A 22,446-nucleotide genomic window follows, 5' to 3' on the forward strand; every position below is an offset into this window, starting at 1 on the left:
TAGCTATAGAATCATGAGTCCTTCTAATTTAAGCATTGGCATCGCGTTTATGGCGGGATTAGTCTCGTTTCTTTCGCCATGTGTCCTACCACTTGTCCCCATCTATCTAGGGCAACTGGTGGGGCAGAGCATCTATCAAGTGGCGGATAAGCAGGCAGGTACGCAACAGCGATTGAAGACCATGCTACATGCCAGCGCCTTTATCATTGGCTTTACCATCGCCTTTGTCGCGCTAGGGGCTACCGCCAGCACGCTGGGAAGGTTTCTTGTCAGCCAGTTGACGCTCTTGCGGCACATTGGGGGCGTTATACTCTTTGTGATTGGCCTGCACCTGGCCGGGATCCTGAAGATCCCCTTCCTCTACTATCAGAAGCGTATTGATTACTATCCATCGCGCCCAAGCTACTGGGTCTCTATAGTCATGGGCATCGTTTTCGCTATCGCCTGGTCGCCCTGTGTAGGGCCAATCCTAGCCTCAATTCTCTATATGGCCGCGTTCGCCTCGACGCTTCAGCAAGGCGTGCTACTCTTGCTGGCCTATTCACTGGGGCTGGGCATTCCCTTCCTGCTCCTGGGGCTGGGCTTGAATCAACTTAGCGCTCTGCTCAAGCGCCTCAAACCGCATCTGGGAAAAATTGAGATCGCGACAGGCATCTTTATGATGGCCGCTGGGGTGGTTGTATTCTTCAACTTCTTAACGCTGTTCAATTCGTACTTTCGCCTGAGCTAAAGTTAATATTCTGTGAGGGATGTGATGCGTGCTGGTAGCCTGCGGCTACCAGCACGCATCACATCCCTCACAGAACTTACACTAAACGGGGAAATAGCATGCAATCGGGAATAGGGGGCAAGGCGGTAGGACTAAACAGCAGGCACGGCATACTCTGGCGCGTGCTGCTCTTCAGCGTGCCTTATCCTGGCTTGTTGGTGCTCTGCTGGCTGATCCCTGGGCAGACACTGCTGGAGCGCTTGCGCTGGCTAGATAGTGGAATATGCGCGCACCTGCCCACCCACCTGCTCTACGCAGGAACCGAGGCCCTGCCACTGTGTGCGCGCGATACTGGCATCTACCTGGGGCTCTGCGTCTCCTTTGCCGGACTCGTGCTGAGTGGCAGAGGGAGGGCGCAACAATACCCTGCGCGTTGGCTACGCCTTTTCCTGGGTGGAAGTGTGCTTGCCCTGGTCATCGATGGCTGCAACTCGCTCGCGCTTGATCTGCGTCTCCCTCATCTCTACACACCCAACAACCTGTTACGGCTGGGGACGGGCTTACTGACAGGATTAGCCATCGCCGTGTTCTTGCTACCAACGCTCAATCAGATGGTCTGGAAATACTACCATGACTCACGCAGCCTGGCCTCCTGGCGCGCGCTGCTTGGCATCTTTCTCCCCATCCTGCTCCTGTGCTTTGGCAGTATCGCCACGCACATACCACTTACTGGAGATATCATAGCCAGTTTAAGCACGCTAGGCCTGCTACTTGCGGTAGGCAGCCTGAACATGATGGGCATCCTCCTGGCGAGAAGACGCTGTGAAACCTTTACGGCATACCGCCAGTTGCTCCCCTTGCTGGGACCAGTCCTGCTCCTGACGGTGAGTGAACTCCTCCTGCTTGCACAAGCCAAACTCTGGCTCTTGCAGGCCCTGGGGCTTCACTAAGGCTTCACATACTGAGTCATGGCAAACATCTCTCGATGTTGCTCGCGATCTAACATCCCTCCCAATCGGCTTTGATCTTCTTCGCTAACTCGGGATTAATATCGACCTGCTCTCCATGAGCGATGCGCATCACCTGCTCGCGTAGATGCTGTGGCGCACGCTCAATAGCACAACAGTCATGAACCAGGCGCTTGACCCTCATGTCAAAATGAAAGCGACATTCGCAATGCGGGCAAGACGTCAGATGCTGTTGCACAATTTCGATTTCCTGCGTATTGAGTTCCCGATCAATATAGAGATGAAGACGAGCTGTAATTTCATAACAGCTTAAGCAATCCAAATTTTCTCCCATAGAACTATTCTCCTGCTCCTAGCTCGCCATTGCATTGTACCTGTTCATTCTAACATAAAGAGAAGCCAGTTTCATTCCCTGGGGGTCTTTTCATTCTAAAGCATAGTGAGATATACTGAGAGTACTTGCAAGAAGGTGCCCCTATTCTAGAGAGACAGGGGGGACCTTGCGCACTAGAGGAGAGCTTAATGTCAGAACTTGATCCGAAAGCGTTAGATGAACAGCAGACGGAACCGGAAATAGAAAACGATGATGACGATATGGGAACACCAGTAGCGTCGGCAGAACATGCGGTTACAGAGGATTTTGAGGCGGGCGTGGTAGCGCAACTTGATAGCCTGTATCGTACAGCATTGCGCCTGACGAATAATACCCAGGAGGCCGAGGACCTGGTACAGGAGACGATGCTAAAGGCGTTCCGCTTCGCGCATACCTATCATCCAGGCACCAATCTGCGCGCCTGGCTCTTCCGTATTCTGAATACGTCGGCCATCAATCGCTATCGTCGCCTGGCCACACACCCAACCCCGGCCTCACTGCCCGAGGGAGAAGAGTTTTATCTCTATAATCAAATTCGCGATATTAATGGGCAGGAGCTATCTCAGGGAGTTGAAGACGAGGTCTTAAATCAATACCTGGATGAGGATGTCTATAAAGCGCTCAATGATCTGCCATACAACTTTCGTATGCCCGTCATCCTGGCGGATATCGAGGGCTTGTCCTATAAAGAAATTGCCGAGTCACTACAGATTCCCATTGGCACGGTCATGAGTCGCATCTCGCGCGCCCGGCGCCAACTGCAAAAGTCGCTCTGGAAGTACGCGAAGGATCGAGGCTACGTCAGAACGCCGTAACGGTAGCCTTGATCGCTCTCCCGCTCCACCCCTGGATGACCATCGTAGCCACCAGGGGATAGGCACGCTATACGTCGTCTTCTGTCGCTTTTCGCGCAATAAAAAGTGCGTAGGCCCGCTTCCTCTCCCCCCTTACCACCTAGCCCAACCCAACCATGCCAGGCTTACTTTGCTGAAGCGATGAACGCATTTAACCCTGCAATAGTGGTGGACGCATCATACGGCCATTTGAGCCATAAAGATTGACGGATACCTCGAATCCCGGTAGAATCAAACCATATCTTCTGGAAAGGGTTGTTTATGGCGAATATCGAGGCCTGGCACAACAGAGATAATCGCTACACACTTGCAGCACAGGATCAGCTAGGAGTGTTGACCAGCACACGCGCGGTCGTTCTCCAGAGTACGCATGTCAGAATCAACCCGGAACACATCGAGCGCTTCTGCGCGCAATGGCAACAAGGCACCGCGCTTCCTGGAGGGAGTCAAGCTCTTGACGAGATACCATGGGACGTTGAGCATCACTTCTTTGATGGAGGATTGCGCACTGTCAACTGGATGCTGCTCCTTGACGCACTCAACTTCTGTTTCTGGGCCGAAAAGCAGCAGCCACGCTGGACCATTGAGTACAAAGGCCAGACGCTCAACGGTTACTGGGCGGAGGCCGCGGCCCTTACGCGCGCGGTCGAAGAGGGCCTGCCGCTCTGGGATGCCGCCTATCTATGCGCTCTTGATGCCAAAACGCTTGCGCATATCTTTCGTGGTTCGCAGCAAATTCCGCTCTTTGAGCAACGTCTACACAACGCGCACGAGGTTGGCCAGGTCCTGCAACAGCACTTCCAGGGCAACTTTTCTCAGGCTATCGAGCAAGCGCAAGGGAGCGCACCCAGGCTGGCGCAACTCCTGGCAAGTTATTTTCCTTCTTTCAACGATATCACTATGTATCGGGGACGAGAGGTACGCTTCTTGAAGCGTGCCCAGATCTGTGTCTCCGACCTCTATAGCGCCTTTCATGGCCAGTCATGGGGAGCATTCTCGGACCTTGAGCAACTCACCGCCTTTGCGGACTACAAAGTCCCCCAGGTCCTGCGCCATTTCCATATCCTTGAATATAGCGCCTCGCTTGCACAGCACGTTGATGCTCAGGAACTCCTTCCCACTGGTAGCGAAGAAGAGGTGGAGATTCGGGCCGCGACCATCTGGGCATGTGAGTTGATCCAACGCAGGATGCGTACCCTGGGGCACAACGTGACCCCAGCAGAGGTGGATCAGCGCCTCTGGCTTATAGGGCAAGACGCTGAGCAGATGCAACCCTATCATCGTACACGGACAATATTCTATTAACCTGACTGTTACAATAAAAACAACTCTACTATAGATTTGGCAAGGCTTATGCAACTGAAAAATTTACTTGCTGCCCTTGAGCAGCCTCCTACCCATATTTACGGCGCAAACACGCTCCCTGAGCAAGATACTATTCTGGGATTGGCCTACGACTCACGGAAGGCCGCGCCCGGCTATCTCTTTATCGCCGTCCCCGGCGTACACACCGACGGACGCCGATATGTGGCGGATGCCGCGCAACACGGGGCCGTTGTCGCGCTGGGCGCGCCACTTCCTTCAGCAATCGACCTGCCTATTCCATACATTGAGGTCGAGGATGTCCGCACAGCGTTGGCCGACCTGGCCTGCGCCTTCTATGGCTTTCCCGCGCGCGAGCTCTGCACTATAGGCGTCACCGGCACCGACGGAAAGACAACCACATCGAATATTATTAGTACACTCTTTGACGCAGCCGGGCGACGCACGGGAATGATGACCACGGCGAACTTCAAGCTCAATGGGCAGGAATGGGCCAACGCAACGCGTCAGAGTACGCTAGAGGCCCTGGAGATTCAGGAATTTCTGCGCAAAATGGTTGAGATGCAGGCCACCCATGCCGTCATTGAATCCACCTCACATGGCCTGGAACTCCAGCGCGTGCGCGGCTGTGCCTTTGACGTCGGCGTGGTCACCAATATCACACATGAGCACCTGGATTTCCATAAGACGCTCGATGCCTATCGCAGAGCCAAGGCACGCCTCTTCGAAATGCTCGATCCAGAGCAGGACAAAGGACAGGGATACCGCAAGGTAGCCATCCTCAACAAAGACGATTCCAGCTACGAAGTGCTCAAACCCTATTGCCGCGTCCCCATTCTCGACTATGGTATCGAGACAGACGCAGCAGTACGCGCCGTCGACCTGCACCTACAGGCATCTCGTACTGCCTTCCGGCTCATTCTTCCCGACGCAGAGTGCCAGATCGAGACCCCCTTGATCGGACGCTTCAACGTCAGCAACTGCCTGGCGGCTATCGCGACCGCGTACAGCCAGGGCATCCCCCTCGATGTGATCACACAGACGCTGGCCACCATCAAAGGCGTTCCTGGACGTATGGAACATATTGATGAGAAACAAAACTTTAGCGTCATTGTCGACTATGCGCATACCGCCGATAGCCTCCAAAAAGTACTAGCCATTTTGCGCCCCGTCACCACAGGAAAGCTCATGGTGGTCTTTGGTTCAGCGGGCGAACGCGATCGGCAGAAACGCCCCGTCATGGGAAGTGTTGCCGCACAAATGAGTGACTTCTTCGTTATTACAGATGAAGACCCACGCGACGAAGATCGCGAAAGCATTTTACGCGAGATTGCCGTGGGAGCCGAGCAGGCCGGGAAACAAGAGGGAAGCGATTTTCTCTGCATTGCAGATAGGCGCGAAGCCATCGCAACCGCCTTCTCGCGCGCACAGCCTGGAGACACAGTACTGCTCGCAGGCAAGGGACACGAGCAAAGTATTATCATAGGGAGGGACAAGCTTCCCTGGGATGATAGACAGGTTGCAAGAGAAGAGTTACGCAGCCATGTCCAGTAAATTGACCTGTTATACGATTGGTATTTGCATAAATTCAAAGAAGCAACGCGTGTCATTGCGGCGCGTTGAGACACTGGAGCGTCTCAGCCATCGTTTTGTTTTGGAGTACGTATGAATTTTATTCTCTGGTTATTAATAATATTCGCTGCGTGCGCGGTTGCGAGCCTGGCCCTCTGCGGTTTGGCGATGGTGCTCTTCCCCAAATTTCGCAGTGGAGAGCACAAACCAGGAACGCATCGTCCAGATATGCCCGCCGGGGGGCGCGAAATCAAAACCATTGAGTTGCCCCTGGTTGGTGGCCCCGCGTTTACCCTGGCTATCGTTGGCATTGGCGTCTGGGCAGGATATGTCTTTCAACTGAATAAAGATCAATGGACAATGCTCCTGATCGGCCTGGGCGCTACATTTGGCTTTGCACTGATCGGCTTTCTTGATGATTGGAATAAGGTCTATAGCAAAGAGGGACTCTCGGAACGCGTGAAATTTGGCGGCCTCTTCCTGGTCTCCGCCACCGCCGCCGTGCTCTACTTTTTTCTGGTCTCAACCGGACAAGAATCATATAGCTTTTACAAAGATTTACCTATCCTCAATACCCTTCTCTCTAATCCAGGTTGCGCGGCTGATACGATCTGTCGCGTGCATCCTGGACAGCTCGCGTTCTATGGCTGGCTCATTTTCCTTGTATTGATGACTGGTTTTGTCGGCAGCTTTACCTCGGCAGCCGTCGACTTTAGCGATGGCCTGGATGGCCTGGCTGGTGGCCTGGTCTTTAGCGCCTCGCTCGCCCTGGGCATTGTCGTGACTGGACTGATTGACCCCAGGCATCCGTTGGGCATCGTCTTTGAAATCCTCGCGCTCCTATGCGCGGGCAGCACCCTGGGCTACCTTCCCTGGAACTGGCCCTCGTCCTGGGCAGCCAGGCACCGCACCGCTAAACGCAGCGCGAAGATCTACATGGGTGACTGCGGCGCCCTGGCCCTGGGTGGCATGATGGCCATTATCGCCATCTTTTCACGCAACGAGCTTCTGCTCTTACTCCTGGGTGGGGCATTTGTCCTGGAAGGCCTCTCGGCCCTCATTCAATCGCGTGTGCTCACGCGCTTCTTCCGCCGCTCCTTGACGACGCTCCGCTTCGCCAATACGGATGAGTTTGTGCCACACACCGAGTTTCCACTGCCCTTCCTGGCCACACCGCTACATCATCACTTCGATCTGCTGGGATGGGATCGACGCCGCCTTGTCTATGGCGCCTGGGCGCTGGGAGCCTGTTTCGCGGCCCTGGGTGTCATGTCGGGCCTATCGACCTTTACCTGGGAGCGCTACCTGGCACGTATCCTGGTGCTCATCCTGGCCCTGGCGATCTGGACGAGCGGCTCCTGGACCAAGTGCTACTTTGTGGGGAAGCACCCCGCCGAACGCTCACGTAGACGGCGCCTGGCCCTCTACTATGGCTATCCCTACCGCATCATGGGTGTTCGCCTCTATCATCTCGTCGAGGTTATCGAGGCCAGCGAGAATGTCATCGAAACCCCGGCTGAAGAGCTGGCCCTCTGGCAGCGTATGACCATCTACGATGCGCGCTCCATGCTGGGCCTCTACTGCTATCGTGCTGGCTACTATCCAGCCGCGCTCGCGCAGTGGACGCGCATCCCCGAGCGTAACCGTGTCCTGCGTCCAGAAGTAACTCGTCTGCTCTTCGAGGTCGACGAGCGCCTGGCCCTGGAGAAACAGGAGACGCAGCCCATGCGCCGCGATCAGCTCATTCCACAGGAGCCAATTCTCTCGGGGAATCTCCCACCAGCCGATCTACCCAACCCGCATGAGCCAATTCGTAGCGACGAGACGGCAGGGATACTGGCAGGCCCGTGGGAATCACTCAAGCCGACGCATTCATACCCCATTAACAATGAGGAATTAGGGGACCTGGACGAGGACGACGAAGAGGCTCGGATCATGACCGCACCGCTCGGCTCCTCGACTCATAGGGAGGGTGAGTCCAATGGCCATAACGGGCAGAATGGCCAAAACCTGAGCGATACAAGCGACGCCTCCCTCTCAGGCAATGGTACGCAGCAGACGTCTACCTCCTCCAGGTGGTTCACACGTCTCTTCCGCTCATCCTCAAAATAAAATAAAGATAGGGAAAAGGAAGAGCCAGGCCTGTAGCCTGGCTCTTCCTTTTCCCTATCATCTTTAGCAATCAGGCAAGCGCATACTGGTTTTTGAGCTGACTATATTCATCGTCGAGGTGCTGCTCACGCACCAGCGTGTGAATACATTGCGCCAGTTCCTGGCGTACTGGATGCTCCTGGCGCTGATCGAGGACCAGAGCCTGTACCAGGTAGCGCAAGGCCTCTTGATACTTCCCCTCGGCCTGGCGCAAAAGCCCCTGGCGACGCAGAACTGCGCACTGCATGGCGGGTAAGGCCAGGCGATCCGCAAACTGCCCAGACCGGGTATAATAGTGCTCGGCCTCGGAGAAACGTCGCCAGGCACGTGCGATATCGCCCAGCCCCCACAACGTTTGCGCCTCAATCAACAAGACGTTCTGCTCCTGTACACGTGTCAGCGCCTGCTCATAGTAGGATTGCGCCTCCTGGTATTCACCACACGCATAGGCAACAGCTCCCAGGGCATTCAAGACACGCGCCTCGTCCACACGGTCGCTTAATGAGGCAAAGATCCGTAGCGCCTCGTTATAGTACAACTGCGCATGCTCTACATCGCCGCGCGCCCGCGCTACATTTCCCAGGAGACGTAAGCTCCAGCCCTCCCCACGCAACATGGATTGTGCCTGAAAGAGGCGCAACGACTCTCGCCCCTGCTGTTGGGCCGCGTCGAGCTTGCCCTGGTGCAGATAGATCTCTCCACGATCAGCAAGCACCCAGGCCTGAGCGCCGACCATATTGAGATTGTCAAATGTACGCAGTGCCTCCTCATTATCGGTCAGAGCACGCGTATAGTAGCCCAGAGCGCCCTTTGTAGCCCCCAGGTCACGTAATGCCCAGGCATACCCCTCCTGATCTTTGAGCTGGCGTAGGCCCTTGACGGCCTGCTCAAAGAGTTCTAGCGCTGGCCGGTAGTTGCCATACCCGCGCTGTAGCTCACCACGTACAAGCGCGAGCCAGAGGCTTCCACGTTCATCCTGGGCCTGGACGAAGTTGAGCTGCGCCTCTTCAAGGTAAGCCTCAGCCTGGACGAAGTTGGCCTCCTCCCGCGAGAGGACCGCGAGTTCATAGAGTGCCCAGGCCGCGTCTTGCGCCTCCCCCTTCTGCTGGTGAAACGCCAGGCTACTACGCAGGCAAGCTTCGGCCTCTATATACCGTCCCAGGTGGCGCATAAGCGCTCCCATACAGCACTGTATCCTGCCCTCACCTGTTGTGTCATGCAGTCGCACGGCATGCACACTCGCTCGCTGCAGCATCGCGCGAAGCTCGGCTGTGTAGCCGCGCCCATACAAGGCCCAGGAGGCCCTCACCGCTAAGCTCACCGCGTTCTGCAAATCGTGTGCTTCGCCCGCGCTCTCCAGGTGCTCAAAGGCGGCGAACCACTCCTCGGGGCTAGGCTGGGGCAGGTGCATATAGTAGGATGCGACGATGCGATGGACGCGCCTGCGCTCCTCCCCTGGCAGTTGTGAAACCGCGAAATGGCGTATCTGGGGATGGATGGTATAGACACGTCCATCAAACTGCACAAATGAGGACTGCACAAGTTCATCGCGCGAGGCGCGCCAGTTGCGCACAAGCACCTGCAAAGGAGAATCTGCCGCAGCGTCCTCCAGGGATGCAGACGTAAGCGTAGCAAGCCCATCTGTGGTTCCGGCGACCGTATCCTGAAAGAGCAGGGCAATCTGTTCGCGGCTAAAGGGAAGTTTAAAGGCCGAGAGATAGGCAAGCAGCAGGCGGGCCGAAGCGCTCAGGCGCCTGGAGGAGACCTCTAAGACGGTGAGGATGCCAGCCAGGGGAGAGCTGCGCAGTTCATCGCGAACCTCCTCCAGGGAGCGAGTGGCGGCCTCTGGTGTGTACACCTGACCCTCAATCGTGCGCGCGGTGCCAAAGATCAGCTCGGCCCCAAGGGGATAGCCATCTAGCAGGGAGCAGATCTCACGTAAGATCTCCTGCTGATAGGGATCATCAAGGTGAATACGCTGGTCCAGCCCGCTCGCCTGCGCCAACTCCATAAAGAGCTGCAACTGGTCGGAGTCGGTCATCTTCCCTACGCGATACTCATACCAGCGACAATGCGCATTCTCCAGGGCCAGCATATTTTCGGGGTTCGACTGGGAGGTCACCAGGACTGTTACTTCAGCAGGAAGTGCGCAGATGAATTGAAGCCAGGTCTCCAGTTCATTGCGATCTCCCACCTCTTCAAAGGCATCCAGCAAGAGCAGACAGGGAAGTTCGCGACTGGCAAGTGAGCGCAGTGTGCCCATCACCAGGCGCGCACGATGCTCGCTATCCACGGCAGACTGCAAGCGCGTCGGGATGTGCAAATAATGAATAATCTCGATCAGGGCCTCATGAAAGGTCTTGCCGCCCTCAAGCGAGACACCAACGACGCCACCAGGGAATTTATCCTGGTGACGGCGCACCACCTCCAGGGCCAGGGCGCTCTTGCCAATGCCAGCCGACCCGGTAACCGCGATATGGTGCGGGTTATGGCGTTGACGCTGCGCGGTCCTGGCATTCGCTCCATTTGCCGAAACCGCCAGTAACAAGGCATCAAGCTCACGCAGCTCGCGCTCGCGTCCCACAAAAGTTGTGAACGATCCCAGATGTGCCAGGGGGGCATCATGCTCCTCTGGCTGCTCCTGGCTGACAAGCAGAGGCACAGGAGCGACATCGCCCTCGGTGACCCGGCGATAGAGTACGGGGATAAACCAGCTTTGCTGCAAGGGGAGCATGGCCTGGCGCGCCCGCGCCAGCGCCTCCTCCAGCGTTCGACCATCGGCGAGTGCCTCGTAAAAATGCGACATAAAGGTCGGACTCAGGTCATCCTGGAGCGAGAAAGGCATCGCGACCACCGCTGGCACCTGGGCCGAGACCAGGGCTGTCGCCAGCGATGCATCTACGGGATTGGCGCCGAGGCGCTTCTGACAGTGCGGTCCCTCCGCCGCCACCATGGCGGTCTCACAGGCCGAGAAAACCGCCAGGCGCACATCGCTGCTGACAAAGAGATCACGTAGAGACTGAGCATCGATAAACTGGTTGTAGCCTTCCTCATTACAGAAACAGAGGTAGGTCTGGGGGTTCACCCGGCTCAGCGATTGCCCACAGCTCGTACAGCGGCGTACCTCAGCATCATTGACGACCTTACATTCCTCATTGGGACAAAGGCGTCCATAGGCACCATGCCCATCAAAGTGGACAATATAGCAAGGGATTGAGGTATCGCTATCGTCAAAGACGCCCGCGCCACCATAGGAGCTTAAATAGCGCACAAGCTGATCAAAGGTCGGTGGCTCCAGGCGATCAAGGAAGACCTGGCCCGAGGCAATGAGGGGTGAGAAACCGCGTTCCAGGGCCTCAAAGCTAATTTCGGTCTCCAGCGGAGCACAATCCAGGGGTGAGGACCCGATATAGAGCACACGCATAGGTGGATGCACAGGCAGTTCGCAACCGCCCACATCATCGGCATCAATCAATGCACGCGTCAGCGTGAAGATACCCGAGCCCAGCAGGAAGAGGTCGCCATTATGCAGTAGCTCCCAGGGATAGCGCACAAACTCATCACAGCCCACCCCAAAGGAGAAGGTAAGCGCCACTGTTCCACGGCGACGCAGCGTACGCTGAATAACGCCACGCAAAAGCGCCTGAACAGATTGCTCGGCCTCGTGAGGCCTGGCGTTCAACGGCAATGGTGAAGTAACGTCCATACCACATAACGAGAGGAAGAGACGGTAGCCAATCTCGCGCAAATTCTGCGTGTTATTGTTCTGTAGCGTGTTCAGTTTCTTCAGCAGGAGATTTAACTGCTTGGTGGTATAGGGCGGAATAAAATTTCCGCGTACGGTCCGTCCCGACCAGCTTTCTTTGACCTGTAGCTCAAAATGACCCTTGTCACGACTCTGAAATAGGAAATTAATGGTTTCACTCATAATGTGTAACCGGCGCCCTGGTCTTTCTTCCAAAATAGTAGAGCTTTACGCGACACCTCTGCCAGGATGGCTGAAAAGACGCTCTCTCGCAGTTAGTATAGCACAATTCAGGAATAAGTGATTACATTCTACTTGGCGGTTAGCTTGCTCAACAGCCACAGCGGCATACAGCGAGGAGATTCCACCGCCTTTGACTAAAAAAATGGGGCCTTTGATAAAAGGCCCCACATATGCTTACTCGCCCCAGAAGAGTTCGACTTTGCCGAAGCGAACGACATCGCCCACCTGAACACCTGCGATCTCGAGGGCCTTCGTTACCCCCATTTTCTCCAGAGTACGCTCCAGGCGATCCATACCCTCTTCGCTCTCAGTGTCGGTCATACTGACCGCGCGTTCGACACGTTTACCGCGTACGACGTACACGCCCTCGTCTTTGATGACCGAGAAGGCATCATCAGGCTGAGGGCGCAACACGGGGGCGTTCTCAAGCGAAAGCACCTGGGCCGCGGCAAGCTCCTCTTCCTCTCGCTTGATTTCGCGCAAGCGGTCGCCTGCAAACTGCATGAGTTCCTGTGTCCCCTGGTGAGTGGCCGCGGAGATGGCGAAAACGGGATAGCCAGCAGCCTCGGCCTGAGCCTTGAGCGCGGGCCAGCGTTCCTGGGCCTCGGGCAGATCGATCTTATTCAGCACCACAATCTGTGGCCGCGCGGCCAGCTGTTCGTCGTAGTCACGCAGTTCCTGGTTGATCTTCGCGAAATCTTCCCAGGGATCGCGCTCCTCGACCAGGGACCCATCCAGCATATGAATGAGCAGGCGCGTGCGCTTGACATGGCGCAGAAACTCATGTCCCAGGCCAATGCCCTGGGCCGCACCCTCGATCAAGCCAGGAATATCGGCCAGGACAAAGTCAAAGCCGTCACCCTGCCTGGCATGTCCAACCTCAACGACTCCCAGGTTGGGAACCAGGGTCGTAAAGGGATAGTCAGCAATCTTCGGGCGCGCAGCGGTTACAACGGAGAGCAGCGTGGATTTGCCTGCATTGGGGTAGCCCACCAGGCCAACATCGGCGATCAGGCGCAGCTCAAGCGTAATCCAGTGCTCCTCACCAGGCTCGCCTTTTTGCGCTTCACGTGGAGCCTGGTGCGTCGAGGTCGCGAAATGCACATTTCCCAGGCCACCACGGCCACCACGAGCCACCATTACCTGCTGCCCTGGCTCTACGAGGTCCGCGATCAGTTCAGCTGTCTCGGCATTCCGAATAATTGTGCCACAGGGCACCTTCAGGATAACATCATTTCCTTTCGCGCCATGCATCTTTTGACGCATGCCACTCTCGCCGGACTCCGCGCTAAAATTCTGTTTATAACGATAATCAATCAGCGTATTTAGCTGATTGGTTGCTTCAAAGTAGACACTGCCACCCCGGCCACCATCACCACCATCAGGTCCTCCATTGGGAGCAAACTTCTCACGGCGAAAATGCATTGAACCGTTGCCACCATCACCCGCCTTTACGAAAATCTTGGTATGGTCAAAAAACATGGCGTCTTCCCCACTCTATCCTTCTTTATGCGTTCTTAAAAAACAATCTTTGTACAGCAGCGCAATAAAATATACCATAGAACGGCTAAGAACGCTATGCATTAGTAGCTTTGTAAAAAGTGTAGAAATGGGCAACCGGCAGAGCCGGTTGCCCATTTCTACACTTTTTACAAAGCACTGCGGGTACTGATCTAGCCTTCTTCTTTCATACTGGAGAAGGGAGTATCCACCAGGTGCTGGGAGATGAACCAGGTCTGCATCTCTTGCAAGGGCAGGACTTCCGAGGAGAGGATATCGTTGGTCGTGTAGTCCTTGTTTTTATCGCTTAACTCAATGCCCTCACGCACACCTTGAATGACGGTCGCATGTGCGCTCACGAGACGCGAGAGCATCGCTGGCACATCCTCAACCCCCTTTGGTGGCCGCTCGATCTTGGTCAGTTCCGCCACATCATGCGGCATGGCAATGGTGACCCCACCCAGCTGCTGCACGCGCTCAGCCAGCAGATCGATGGTCTTCTCAATCTGTTCGGCGTGCTCGTCTAACAGCAAGTGTAACTGGTAGAACGTTGGGCCAGTCATCTGCCAGTGGTGTTTTTTATAGAGATTGTAGAGTGTGATCGAATCGGCAACCAGCTGATTCAGACACTCAACATTCTGTTTGATCGCGCTTTCAGGCAGGCTAAGAGGCATAGCGTGCAACTGTCCATACTGCTGGATCTCGTATGAACGCTGCTTAAAGCGAGGCTGGGCCTCGATTGTCTGTGCCCCCTGCTTCGACATGGTGTGAGTCTTGGTAGTCATCTATCGTTCACTCCTTTTACATAACAGATAGCGACGTCATATTTTGTGTATCCAAAACTCAACACGCTTTTTGCAGAAGAGAGGTTACAACTTTAGCGCGGTGAGGCGTGCCAATCGCCGTAGCCACCACTCTGGTTATCACAGGCATTATTGCGATAACTACAATAGGTTCCCGAGAGGGATTTATCACCATTCACCTGACCTTGAAAGTAGAGTGGCAGCAAGCCCGCATAGCTTGCGACCAGGAAATGAAACTTGCGATCAGGCGTAATGGTCCCATTAAAATTGTTATTACCAACTAATCCCGAGCCAAAGGAGGCATAGCCAGTAAAGCTCTGGCCATTTTGCGCAATATTAGAGAGTGCAATCGTAGAATTGGTTGGCGGATCAGTATATTTATCCGAAATCGTGCCATCGTAGCCCCGAGCCAGTCGCGGTGGCGAGGCTGGCGGTTGTACCACTGGAGGGGCTGGTGAGGCAGTCGGCGTAGCCGTGGGCGTTGTCCCCCTGGTCGGCACCTGCGTCGTCCTGGCCGTTGGCTGGTGCACAGTCGATGATGTGGGTGTGACTTTGGCCTGCGTTGATACGCCAGCAAGCAAGCCACTATTAGCAGTCCAGATCAGCCCTCCCACCAGGAGAAATGCCAGGAGCAGCGCGGCTACCAACAGGAACAGCCCTTTGCGTGAGCGGCGTTGACGCCGGGGTATCTCCTGCACCACAATGCTTGGCGGTGGGAGTGGGGCAGGAGTCACCGGGGGCGGTTGTGGCGTCTCGACCTGGGTGCCTGGTGCCTCATTCGCCTCAGAGAGCATCTCATAAATCACAGGCTCGGTCTTCACCTCAGGCGCATAGACTTTCAACGCATTCCAAAACTCTTCTACGCTGCCATAGCGGTCCTCGGGATCAAGCGCCATCGCCTTTTGCAGTATATCGCTCACCTCCTGCGGCAGATCCTCAACCAGGCTATGCGCAGGAATCAGCGAATCAGCGCTTCCACTGCTCACGCGTGTTAGGCGCGTAAGCGCATCGATGGGAACCTCACCTGTCAATAATGTATAAAAGGTCGCACCCAACCCATAGATATCGCTGCGCAGGTTTGTACCGCGCATATAGTGCTCGGGCGAGCCATATCCGGGAGAGCAGTGCCGCACGGCTGAGGTCGTAGAGTCCAGGTCGTAGGTCTTGGCAATGCCAAAATCGACCAGGACGGCCCCCTCGCCCGAGGTAGGGATAATCATATTTGATGGCTTGATATCACGATGAATAATGGGCGGCTGCTGGTGATGCAGGTAGCTTACTGCTTCAATGATAGGCTTCATCATCGCCATAACGCGAGCAAGGGTAAAGCGTCCCTCGGGCTGGCGCCGTCGCAAACGCTCCAGGTTAGGCCCATTGATGAAGTCCATGAGCATATACACGCTCTGCGCCTTCTCGTCCTCGAACACGCGGTACACACGCGGCAGGGCGTAATGATCCAGGCGTTCGAGGATACGGCTCTCGAAGGCGAAACGTTCGCGCTGCTGAGGATTAGGGTCTATCTGCTCTTTGAGGGCATAGACATTCCCACCACGGCGATCACGCACACGATATACCGCGCCAAAGCCGCCTGTCCCTAGTAACTCTTGAATTTCATAGCGATCACGCACAACCTTCCCTTTCGGGAATTTTGTCTGCAAGTCCCTCATTCACGCACCTCACGCATAAATTACAATTTCCTTATTATATGTATAAAGCGTAAGGCTAGCAAGATCAGCTACAACAATTCTTCGACCAGTTCCTTCTGTTGCGAATGAGACGGGCGGGGATAGGTAATCAGGCGCGCGCCGCGCTGGAAGGTCAAGTATGCCCATGCCCATTGAAAGATTACCAGTACCCGATTGCGGAACCCTATCAAGAAGAAGATGTGAACAGCTAGCCAGAGAAGCCAACCCAGAAAGCCCCAGATACGCACACGGCCAAAATCAGCTATGCCAAAGGAACGGCCCACGGTCGCCAGGTTTCCTTTATTCGTGTATTGAAAAGCAGGTTCAGAAGCTTGCGACCCTTTCACCTTTTGCACGATCAATGAGCCTATATAGTTTCCCTGCTGCATAGCAACGGGTGCCACACCTGGCAGAGGCTTGCCATTCTGCATGAGCGAGGATGTGTCACCAATCACAAACACATTTGGCAGCCCCGGAACGGAGAGATCAGGCTGCACTTTGACACGGCCCGCGCGGTCAACCTCGGCCTGCAACCACTTGCCCGCGGGCGAGGCCGCTACACCAGCTGTCCAGATGACATTTCTCGCCGGAATTCGCTGCCCCGCCACGACCACGCCCTCACGATCGATATTTTCGACAGGTGAGTTCGTGCGCACCTCAACCCCCAGGTGGTTCAGGGCTTTGCGCGCCTTCTGTGCCAGCTTCTCCGGGAAAGCGGGCAAGATGCGTGGCATGGCCTCAACCAGGATCACGCGTGCCGATCGGGGATCAATATGGCGAAAATCACGCGCGAGCGCCTTATGAGCCAGCTCAGCAATCGCACCAGACATTTCTACACCCGTAGGACCAGCCCCCACCAGCACAAAGGTCATCAACTCCTGCTGGCGATCAGGGTCCGGCTCCATCTCGGCTGCCTCAAAAGCGAGTAGCACCTGGCGCCGAATATGCGTGGCATCGGTGATAGTCTTCAAGCCCGGCGCGAAGTCGCTCCACTCATCATGGCCAAAATAACTATGGGCCGCACCAGTCGCGAGGATCAGGTAGTCATAGGGGATCTCGCGCTCGGCGGTAAGCACAAGCTGGCGCTCGGTATCCACACCCGTTACCTCTGCCAGCAACACCGTGGTATTCTGCTGACTTTTTAAAATGGAGCGGATGGGAGCCGAGATATCAGCGGGTGAAAGTCCTGCCGTCGCTACCTGGTAGAGCAAGGGCTGGAAAAGATGATGGTTATTCTTATCAATCACAGTTACCTGCGCCGGAGCATCACGTAGAGATCTAGCCACGCGCAGGCCGCCAAAGCCCGCGCCAACAATCACGACACGAGGAAGCCCTGTCGTCACAGAGAAGCCATCCGACTGTTGTTTCTGCATCATATTGCTTATGTGTCTCCTTGTTTAGGAAATCTGTCTCAACATAGAGACACGCTGCTACTATACACAGTGTACCAGCACACTTTATTGTGGCTCATTTACGCGATCAATGGCAAGCCCCTACCTTGGCCCAACGCTGCTAAAGCACGCGTCGGTCAGGCGTGCGTTCCGTAGACAACTATGATTATCGTGACACTCCGCATGGGCTAAAGCCCAGCAGCTTCTGACACGGCTCCGTAAGCGCGACATATCCCGTAGGGACTACTCAAAATGGAGGCGTAGTGTGGTAGCTATATCTGAGAGGCGCGCACCCATCCGGCGCAATCCCCCCTGGGGTCGAGTAGGGAGCGGTTGTCCCTTGCGGGATCACCCGTCACCCTCTCGCCGAACCGGACGTACGAGTTTCCAGGTATCCGGCTCTCCCTTTACGTTTCGCTGAAGATGTTCTCTATCAGGGAGCGTACCAGCGTTCAGTCGTTTTCCCTGTTTTGAGATGGCCGTCAGTGCTTCCAATCTCCTAATGACTGTATCGGGTAGCATCAGCACACCCTCGCTTTCGGTTGATTGTAGGCTACGTAAGCTACTTCCCTTCCCCTCGATAGTGGAGGTTTCAGACGTATTACTACGCTTTATCCTTCTATCAGTATCGCATGAGCTTCTTTGCTCTGCGATCTGCGAGACCCATTACAGGCTCACATTGAGATGAAGTAGACCGCCAGCGAGGTACTGATGCTGTCCTGACCTGCCTGATGTTTCAGGTGGTTTCCTGGACTCAGCCCTTTTCCAACGGTCTCTTCCCGAACCCAGCGGGCCACTTTCATGGCACTGTAGCTCTCCAGAACCCTTTGCCTCGTTGCGCAAAGATCGTGTGGCCCATCCAGGCCAACCTCTGCCGCTGAGACGAGTTCCTGGGACCCTTCGCCCTGTCTGTGTCTTTCTCACAGGCCCCGGCGGGGCGTGACTTCCGCGACTACTTCGGTCCCTCTGTACCCATACACCTCGCGGTGGTTAGGGCAACCCCAAGTTGCCTCCAAGAATCTCAGTTCGTGCTCCAGGTGTCCTTTACGTCTTTTCCCGTTCCTTACGGGTAGGCTCCGACGGAAGCTTTGTCGGGAAGTAGTACCGTTCCCGGCAACGTCGAACACAGGCGCTAGTACCGTTTCCTGTGGGCTGCCCCGGTTCCGCCTTGACTGGGCTTCAGACAATCAGTCTTCACCATACACGACTTACCTGACGAGCCTCTGGCCCCTGGTACTGGGACTTCACTCGCCTTTGATACAACATGCTACGGTCCCCTCGACTCTTTCGAGCGAAAGTAAGTTGCTGGTTTATCCACACTGCTTCAGTGGACCCACCCCGACGGGTGAGAGAGATTCTTGTGCCACATGGGCGCACTACTACGGAAGCTCCGTCACCATGCAGGTGTGACCCTGTTTAGGTGATCCCGTATTTACAGCAGAATGAGTTTTAGCATGCTCCAGGGCACCCGTTCGTCCAATGTGTACCTCTCGTAGTAAGAGAATGCCAGATTGGTTGGATAGAACGATAGCACCGCCTTATCGCGCTACAATCTGGTCTAGCGTTTCAGCCATCTTTCGCTAGCGTCGGCCTGGAGACCATTTGGACTAGGTTTCAAGAAATCCATCCTTACCCATACACGCTTTGCGCTGGCAGCTCAAGGCGTTGATGACTTGTCTTTACGCTGTCTTTTCCTCACATGCTCTACTCCCCTCCCCCTTTCGAGGTTCAAGCCTTTCAGCAAGGATAAGTGAGGTGCGCAGAAGGTCTTCCAACAACCTTCACAACTTCTGTTGCGCTCATATTCTGCCGCCGATACGGCGCACCGGTGCCAGGCCCGTTGGCGTGATCCCCTTGCCTTGCGTGAGCAATAGATGGTTGCCCTTCGCGTTCGGCATCCTGAGAGATCCCAACACCTGCGTCTTTCGACCCCCTCATCGCACGTCGCGAACGAGCATGGGGCTTTTCCTTCAACGGTTCTTGGTCGCGCTTGATCAAGCGCTGCCCGATTCTCAGACTGGCATTGCGGTCGGCATGGTCGCGCATCTGGCATTGTGGGCACAGGCAAAGCGCCGCGCCGGGCGTGTATCCCTCAACCGGCTCGCCCTCATTGTAGCGAATGACGGGCGCGTGACAGCGATGGCATTGCCGGCTCGTATTGCGCGGATTGACGCGGCACGTGATGAGACCACCTGCATTCCACGCCTTGTACTTCGTGTACTTGAAGATGCGCCCTGCGCATCCAGTAGGCGCGTTTCATGTTGCTGCGGCGCGCATACGTGCCTTTTTGCGGGCGCAGGTTGCCTAGATGCTCGAAGACCAGTATGCTTGCTTGCTGATCGATGGCGAACTGGACAATGCGGGCGCTCACCTGGTGCGCGATGTGCTCATCGACGTGCCTGATCTTGCGCCACAGATCAGCATTGTCCTGTTCCCCTTCGGCAATGATGCCAGTCTGAGATCGGTTGTGTGCAATGCGTCCGAGCAGTCTCGCGCCTTGTGCCCGATACCGCTGTGCCATTTCCAATGAAGGACGTCGCCAGGATGGTGCCTTCGACTGCCTGGACGGTACACACAGCTATATGCTGGTCGAGGTTCAAATCGACCGCGCAGAGACGTGTCTCTTTGGATGCTATCTGTTCAACAACGTTGGCGGGGGACTCCAACGTTTTCTCGATGGGAGTATGCAACCACCAGCTCTTGCCCTTGCGAACCAGTTGCGGGCTCCCTAGTGCGTACCCCTCGGGAATATCGCGAGAAAGCGCACCAATTTTGAGCCAGGACCAGCACGAGCCGGTCCACACTCTGAGCATGATGGAGTGCTGAGAGCGTTCTTTCCACAAGCCCGCGTAGAAGGAGGCCGATTTGTTCCAGGTGCGCGGCGGGACCGGTGGCCGCTCCCTGAACGGCTGCTGCTTCTTGCCCTTTTTGCATGGTTGGGCCTCGTGCTTCTCTTTGCGTGCTCGCCACGTTTTGAGCGAGGAGAAAAAGGCGCGAGCAGAGCCAAGGGCCGCATTGATGGCGGCGCGCCGGAACATCGCAGGGATATCCGGGGCGATGTCGGAGAGTGGCAGAATGGGATGGGGGCTCTTCTCCGTCGCATGGGTGAGTTTCTCCAGAGCGGTGAGGGCCTCCTTGTTCTTGAGAGAGAGGATGCCCTCATGGGCCTGGATGACCTCAAAGTAGAAGGCCACGACACGATTGTAGAGCGCCTGATGCTCCGCGAAGGAGTGGGCTGACTGTGGCGGATACTGCAACGCTTGCCTGATTGTTTTCGTGGCTTTTGCTATTTTTAGTACTTTTCTCTCAAAAATATATTGTGTCTCTTTTAGAGAATACTACAATACGTTGAAATTGCCAAACATATGTTCTCTATTGTGCTATGCAAGGGCTAAAGCCGGGACACGCCTCACTGCCGCCGTTGAAACGGCGCAGCTTGCGGCGGGCTAAAGTTATCCAAAGGTGACAGGAGTTGTGTCAGGAATGAAGCACACAGATTAGACAGAAAGCCGAGAAACAGTCTGAGCGTACATGCATAGTCAGGGCATCCCATGGCTGGAGATACGTTTCTCACGCACCAGGTGTCCATATACATCCCAGACCTGGGCGAGACGTTGAATGCCTTTTTCCAGCACATCGGGGGAAGTCTGGAAGGGGAGACGTAGATACTGCTGGTGCGAATCATCGACGGACATAATTGTACCTGGGGTTACAACTAAGGCGAAACGGAGGGCAATTTGAGCGAACTCGCTCGCGTCACCATAGGGCAGGCACACCCATAAGAAGAAACCACCATCTGGCGGCGTCCATGTCCATCCAGGGAGGTATGCGCGCAACAAAGTGGTCGCGAGATCAAGCTGCTGTTGGAGTTGCTGACGGCGTACCGCTTTTACGTCCTCGATGTATTTCAATAAACGCAGAGTGATAGCCTGTGTGAGGCTCCCTGTGCCAAGGTCAGCGATGACCTTGAGGCGTCCAAGCCGCGTAATAAGCGTTTCAGGAGCGCGAATCCATCCTACACGTAGCCCTTGCCAGAAAAGCTTATTCATCGAGCCAAGCGTCAGAATAGCCTCACCGGGGGCAAAGCTGGCAATTGGTAGAGGCACATCAGCAGTGAGGCTCAAATCAGCGAAGGCGTTATCCTCTATGACTGGCAGAGCAAACTCTTTTGCTAATGAGGCGATGACACGCCGACGTGCAGGTGAAAGCACTGTACCAGTGGGATTATGAAAGGTCGGAGTCAGGTAGAGTAGACGCGGCAAGCTTGTTCCCAGCACCCGCTGAAGAATATCGACACGCAATCCCTCATGATCCATTGGCACGGGCAAGAGCCGCGCACCAAGGGCGCGAAAGGTATCAAGCGCCCCAAAGAAGGTGGGATTTTCTAGCATGACGGTATCGCCGCGCTGAATATAGAGCGTAGCAGCCAGCGAAAGGGCCTGCTGCGCGCCTGAAGTCACCAGGATCTGCTCGGGGCTCGTCGGCAATCCCATCTGCTCAAAATACTGGGCAATAGCGTGACGAAGTTCTGGAAGCCCGAGAGGCGCATAGCCGTGAGTATTCAGCAAGGATATAAGGTCCTGTTCGGGGAGAGTGAAGGCTTCAAGAGCCAGGCCACCCAGCGGGGAGACGCCTGTCGAAAGGTCGATCTGATCTCGCGGCTCGGTAAGCAGCATTTCAAACAACGGACTGCGTGCCAGGGAGTCATTATAGGAACGCCCAACGCATCGTTGAGCAGGGCATGCAGGAATTTGCCGAAGAGCTGCTGCCAGACTTGCTAACCCCCCAGACGTTCACTGAGCAAACTGACGTCGTGGAGAAGGTTCGCCAGATGATTCTGCATACCCCACCCGAAGGAGCCGCGGCTGCCCTGAGGGGCAGAGCGGAACGCCGCGACTATACCCCATTGCTACACGAAATCACGGTACCAACCCTGGTCGTCGTCGGCAGCGAAGACGCGTTCACGCCTATCAGCGACGCCGAACTGATACACCAAGGGATTGCAGGCTCCCGACTCGCCATCATCCAGGGAACCGGGCATATGCCGAACATGGAGCGTCCCAATGAGTTTAACGCAGTGCTCAAACAGTTTCTTCTTCCCATCCTGGCTTCATAATCAATGTAGGCAG

Annotated in this window: 15 protein-coding genes and 1 pseudogene; 7 read left to right on the forward strand and 9 right to left on the reverse strand. The window is 55.6% G+C overall.

Going from position 1 to position 22,446, the window contains the following annotated elements:
• The first annotated feature begins 13 nt into the window (after positions 1–13).
• Both KRAC_RS16880 and KRAC_RS61755 read left to right on the forward strand, forming a co-directional pair.
• Positions 14–730, forward strand: coding sequence for a cytochrome c biogenesis CcdA family protein (locus KRAC_RS16880; protein ID WP_007909084.1), 717 nt, complete (start codon positions 14–16; stop codon positions 728–730).
• Positions 731–828: 98 nt separating this feature from the next.
• Complete coding sequence (locus tag KRAC_RS61755; protein WP_007909085.1) at positions 829–1,659, forward strand: DUF2085 domain-containing protein; 831 nt, start codon at positions 829–831, stop codon at positions 1,657–1,659.
• Positions 1,660–1,708: 49 nt separating this feature from the next.
• Here KRAC_RS61755 and KRAC_RS16890 read toward each other — a convergent pair whose 3' ends face one another.
• Positions 1,709–2,011: a zf-HC2 domain-containing protein gene (locus KRAC_RS16890; RefSeq protein ID WP_007909086.1), complete on the reverse strand. Its 303-nt coding sequence runs from the start codon at positions 2,009–2,011 to the stop codon at positions 1,709–1,711.
• 188 nt (positions 2,012–2,199) lie between these two features.
• On the opposite strand from KRAC_RS16890, the gene KRAC_RS16895 reads away from it, so the two are divergent.
• From KRAC_RS16895 to KRAC_RS16910, 4 genes are all read left to right on the forward strand, one after another.
• Positions 2,200–2,865 carry a sigma-70 family RNA polymerase sigma factor gene (locus tag KRAC_RS16895; protein WP_007909087.1) on the forward strand — a complete coding sequence of 222 codons (666 nt, stop codon included), beginning with the start codon at positions 2,200–2,202 and terminating at the stop codon, positions 2,863–2,865.
• A gap of 300 nt (positions 2,866–3,165) precedes the next feature.
• Positions 3,166–4,209 carry a queuosine 5'-phosphate N-glycosylase/hydrolase gene (locus KRAC_RS16900; protein ID WP_007909088.1) on the forward strand — a complete coding sequence of 348 codons (1,044 nt, stop codon included), beginning with the start codon at positions 3,166–3,168 and terminating at the stop codon, positions 4,207–4,209.
• 48 nt (positions 4,210–4,257) lie between these two features.
• Positions 4,258–5,781: a UDP-N-acetylmuramoyl-L-alanyl-D-glutamate--2,6-diaminopimelate ligase gene (locus KRAC_RS16905; protein ID WP_007909090.1), complete on the forward strand. Its 1,524-nt coding sequence runs from the start codon at positions 4,258–4,260 to the stop codon at positions 5,779–5,781.
• A gap of 111 nt (positions 5,782–5,892) precedes the next feature.
• Positions 5,893–7,911 (forward strand): MraY family glycosyltransferase, encoded by a 2,019-nt coding sequence (locus tag KRAC_RS16910; protein ID WP_007909092.1) that lies wholly within the window; start codon positions 5,893–5,895, stop codon positions 7,909–7,911.
• 70 nt (positions 7,912–7,981) lie between these two features.
• Here the strand turns inward: KRAC_RS16910 and KRAC_RS16915 are convergent, their stop codons facing one another.
• The 8 genes and pseudogenes from KRAC_RS16915 to KRAC_RS16950 form a co-directional block, all read right to left on the reverse strand.
• A complete protein-coding gene (locus KRAC_RS16915) occupies positions 7,982–11,878 on the reverse strand; it encodes a tetratricopeptide repeat protein (protein ID WP_007909096.1) in 3,897 nt (1,298 codons plus the stop codon).
• Between the two features lie 234 nt (positions 11,879–12,112).
• Complete coding sequence (gene obgE, locus KRAC_RS16920; RefSeq protein ID WP_007909098.1) at positions 12,113–13,420, reverse strand: GTPase ObgE; 1,308 nt, start codon at positions 13,418–13,420, stop codon at positions 12,113–12,115.
• 191 nt (positions 13,421–13,611) lie between these two features.
• A complete protein-coding gene (locus KRAC_RS16925) occupies positions 13,612–14,223 on the reverse strand; it encodes a Dps family protein (RefSeq protein ID WP_007909100.1) in 612 nt (203 codons plus the stop codon).
• Between the two features lie 92 nt (positions 14,224–14,315).
• A complete protein-coding gene (locus tag KRAC_RS61760) occupies positions 14,316–15,869 on the reverse strand; it encodes a serine/threonine protein kinase (RefSeq protein ID WP_169460904.1) in 1,554 nt (517 codons plus the stop codon).
• 107 nt (positions 15,870–15,976) lie between these two features.
• Positions 15,977–17,302, reverse strand: a complete 1,326-nt coding sequence (locus tag KRAC_RS16935) for an NAD(P)/FAD-dependent oxidoreductase (RefSeq protein ID WP_007909104.1) — start codon at positions 17,300–17,302, stop codon at positions 15,977–15,979.
• A gap of 689 nt (positions 17,303–17,991) precedes the next feature.
• Positions 17,992–18,120 (reverse strand): hypothetical protein, encoded by a 129-nt coding sequence (locus KRAC_RS78260; protein ID WP_007909106.1) that lies wholly within the window; start codon positions 18,118–18,120, stop codon positions 17,992–17,994.
• 934 nt (positions 18,121–19,054) lie between these two features.
• Positions 19,055–20,607: pseudogene (locus tag KRAC_RS66020) on the reverse strand (zinc ribbon domain-containing protein).
• A gap of 249 nt (positions 20,608–20,856) precedes the next feature.
• A complete protein-coding gene (locus KRAC_RS16950; RefSeq protein WP_007909110.1) occupies positions 20,857–21,993 on the reverse strand; it encodes an aminotransferase-like domain-containing protein in 1,137 nt (378 codons plus the stop codon).
• Positions 21,994–22,010: 17 nt separating this feature from the next.
• Between KRAC_RS16950 and KRAC_RS16955 the strand changes: the two genes are divergently transcribed.
• Positions 22,011–22,433 (forward strand): alpha/beta fold hydrolase, encoded by a 423-nt coding sequence (locus tag KRAC_RS16955; protein WP_157506746.1) that lies wholly within the window; start codon positions 22,011–22,013, stop codon positions 22,431–22,433.
• The last annotated feature ends 13 nt before the right edge of the window (positions 22,434–22,446 follow it).

This window comes from Ktedonobacter racemifer DSM 44963 (assembly GCF_000178855.1).
Lineage (GTDB): Bacteria > Chloroflexota > Ktedonobacteria > Ktedonobacterales > Ktedonobacteraceae > Ktedonobacter > Ktedonobacter racemifer.

Bases quoted from the DNA above. Each gene is read 5' to 3' on its own strand.
- KRAC_RS16880 (WP_007909084.1), top strand. From the start codon at position 14: ATGAGTCCTTCTAATTTAAGCATTGGCATCGCGTTTATGGCGGGATTA.
- KRAC_RS61755 (WP_007909085.1), top strand. From the start codon at position 829: ATGCAATCGGGAATAGGGGGCAAGGCGGTAGGACTAAACAGCAGGCAC.
- KRAC_RS16890 (WP_007909086.1), bottom strand. From the start codon at position 2,011: ATGGGAGAAAATTTGGATTGCTTAAGCTGTTATGAAATTACAGCTCGT.
- KRAC_RS16895 (WP_007909087.1), top strand. From the start codon at position 2,200: ATGTCAGAACTTGATCCGAAAGCGTTAGATGAACAGCAGACGGAACCG.
- KRAC_RS16900 (WP_007909088.1), top strand. From the start codon at position 3,166: ATGGCGAATATCGAGGCCTGGCACAACAGAGATAATCGCTACACACTT.
- KRAC_RS16905 (WP_007909090.1), top strand. From the start codon at position 4,258: ATGCAACTGAAAAATTTACTTGCTGCCCTTGAGCAGCCTCCTACCCAT.
- KRAC_RS16910 (WP_007909092.1), top strand. From the start codon at position 5,893: ATGAATTTTATTCTCTGGTTATTAATAATATTCGCTGCGTGCGCGGTT.
- KRAC_RS16915 (WP_007909096.1), bottom strand. From the start codon at position 11,878: ATGAGTGAAACCATTAATTTCCTATTTCAGAGTCGTGACAAGGGTCAT.
- obgE (WP_007909098.1), bottom strand. From the start codon at position 13,420: ATGTTTTTTGACCATACCAAGATTTTCGTAAAGGCGGGTGATGGTGGC.
- KRAC_RS16925 (WP_007909100.1), bottom strand. From the start codon at position 14,223: ATGACTACCAAGACTCACACCATGTCGAAGCAGGGGGCACAGACAATC.
- KRAC_RS16935 (WP_007909104.1), bottom strand. From the start codon at position 17,302: ATGATGCAGAAACAACAGTCGGATGGCTTCTCTGTGACGACAGGGCTT.
- KRAC_RS78260 (WP_007909106.1), bottom strand. From the start codon at position 18,120: ATGAAAGTGGCCCGCTGGGTTCGGGAAGAGACCGTTGGAAAAGGGCTG.
- KRAC_RS16950 (WP_007909110.1), bottom strand. From the start codon at position 21,993: ATGCTGCTTACCGAGCCGCGAGATCAGATCGACCTTTCGACAGGCGTC.